Source organism: Polaromonas sp. P1_E1_2, assembly GCF_056406035.1.
In genome coordinates this window covers 1-2,206 of the sequence record NZ_JBFUAZ010000674.1, presented here as the reverse complement: position 1 = coordinate 2,206, position 2,206 = coordinate 1, and the positions used below count along the sequence as shown (strand labels likewise).

Here is a 2,206-nt window from a genome sequence, read left to right as displayed (position 1 = left end):
GTATCACAGCAAGATGAACGTAAATAGGACCCCATGTCCGAAGTAAGAACGATTGCCACCCTCTGTTTTGAAGACAACGCCATCAGTCAGCGCTGGCTGGAAGCTTTCAAGCCTGCTTCCGGTGATGCGTGGGATATGGCCAGCCAGGCCCTCGGGGCGTTGGGTTTGCGCTGCGTTCAGGCGAATGCAGATGAACGGATTCGCGTCGAGCGCGTGGAACGTTTTGGCCGACGCCTGGAATTGCGATTCATGGAGCTGGGCCTGGACAGCCAGACGCTGCTGAGCGAACTGATCGAATTGGGCGCCACACACCTGCGCGCCAGCATTGACGACAGCCGCACGGGCAGTGTCACCAAGCTGGTTCGAATCGGCAAGGCCAAGGCGAAAGAGGCGGAGTTTGTGGCCGCCGTGGCCGAGTTCGATGACGACTTTGCGTTCCTCACGGCATTGGAAAAAGGCAAGTCGGCGGAGATCAAACGGCTTCTGGCCAAAGGCATCAGTCCGAACCAGGAAGTACGGCCCGGTGTGTACCCCATCCATCTGGCCGTGCTGCATGACAAGAAGCCCATCGTCAAGCTGTTGATTGCAGCAGGCGTGGATGTGAACGTCCAGACGCCCGACAAACGAATCAAAGAGGACGGGTTCAGAACGCCGCTGCATCTTGCCATCAACAACAAATCGTTTGATGTCATCGAGATGCTGGTCAAGGCTGGAGCAGACCTCACACTCCGAAACGCGGCCGGGCAAACGCCACTGCACTACGCCATCGTTTACCGGCACCAGGATGCCTGCAAACTGCTGATGGAACATGGTGCAGATCCATCCGCGTTGAACGCCAACGGCGTGCCGGCTTTGCTCGACCTGCGAACGCACGGCGAGGAGGAAATCCCGGCGTTCCTGGCCTTTGCCGATTCGATGGGGCTGGATCTCAACGTCAAGCTGGCGACTGGCGAGAATCTTTACTGGAAGCTTGGATACATCAAGGGTGCAGTGGATTACCTGAAGGCGCGGGGCATGGTTTCCTCGCCACCCTCCGACGCCTACACCGGTGATGTGCCACGTGATCTTCACAAGGCGATTCGCGGGCATGACCTGGCCAAGATCAGGGCGCTGGCAAAGTTGGGCGTTGATCTGGATATGCCGTATGCGGCGTTTAGTTCTTATGAGCCTGAACCACCCATACTGAATGCAGCTAGGGATGGGCATGCCGATGTGGTTGAACTGCTGCTCGATGCAGGCTGCAATGTCAACGCGACCGGCTCCGACCAGATAACGCTTATGCACAAGGCTGCATCGAGCGGGAGCGTTGAACTCGTCAGCATGCTGCTCAAGCGCGGCGCCAACCCCAACGCCATTGAGCACCATGAATTTGCGTTGAGTCAAAAAAGCGATGACCCCATGCTGAAGGCATTGGATGAAGGCCATATCGCGGCAGCAAAAATCCTCATGGCGCATTGGTTGCCCACTCAGCCACGCCTGGAGAGAGCCAAGACGCTGCTTGAGAATCACATTAAGCGCAGCAACAAAGGGGTGGATGCGGTGAACATGCTGAAGACGATTGAAGCGCGGCTCGCTGAGCTTTTGTGATCACCTGAATTCAGGTTCGGATCATTTCGTTCAAGCTCCAAGGATAGAAGTATGTCTCTTAATGAAACTCAGTTGTCGATACTATTTGTTGATCGCGCGACACGTGAACAGATACAGGCGCAGTTTGAGTTGTTGACGACTTCGGCGCAGTCGTTCAACAAACAGGTGGCAGAGCTTGGCGTCAAGACCAAGTTTAAAGATGAAAATCCCTATCTGGAAGGAATACGAGAGGCGGAAAATTTTCTACAACTCGACTTTACGCATGACTCCAATTTTCGCTTTCCGAGCGCGCTATTAAAGAAGTTGCCCGGCGCGACCTTGATCGTGCAGACAGTGAGTAATGATCAAGACCTGGGGGGTAAAAAAACTTACCTATACGGTGGCGAGTCGATCAATAAAGATCAACTGATTGAACGCCTGGATGCGCTTGACCCGCGCGTTGCGGTGGGCCTTTCCAGTCACCTTGGCGTGCGCTTGGCGAGCAAATACTTCAAGGCGCTCGCTGATCCAAACGAAGAGTTCGCCGGCGTATTGATGTTTTGGCACCTTATCCACTTCATAGATCGCTATCCTGCGGCGCGTAGTGTTTTGGCGAAATGTGACTTGAACCGTGCGAACC

General features: G+C 54.9%; 2 protein-coding genes. Both read left to right on the top strand.

Annotation, left to right across the window (positions count from 1 at the left end; translation table 11 throughout):
* Window positions 1-135 precede the first annotated feature (135 nt).
* The gene (locus AC1D1P_RS21565) at window positions 136-1,587 is read left to right on the top strand and encodes an ankyrin repeat domain-containing protein (RefSeq protein ID WP_477668997.1); all 1,452 of its coding nucleotides are present in this window, start codon (window positions 136-138) and stop codon (window positions 1,585-1,587) included.
* Window positions 1,588-1,638: 51 nt separating this feature from the next.
* Window positions 1,639-2,206, top strand: a 568-nt coding sequence (locus AC1D1P_RS21560) for a hypothetical protein (RefSeq protein ID WP_477674378.1), incomplete at its 3' end; no start/stop codon positions are given.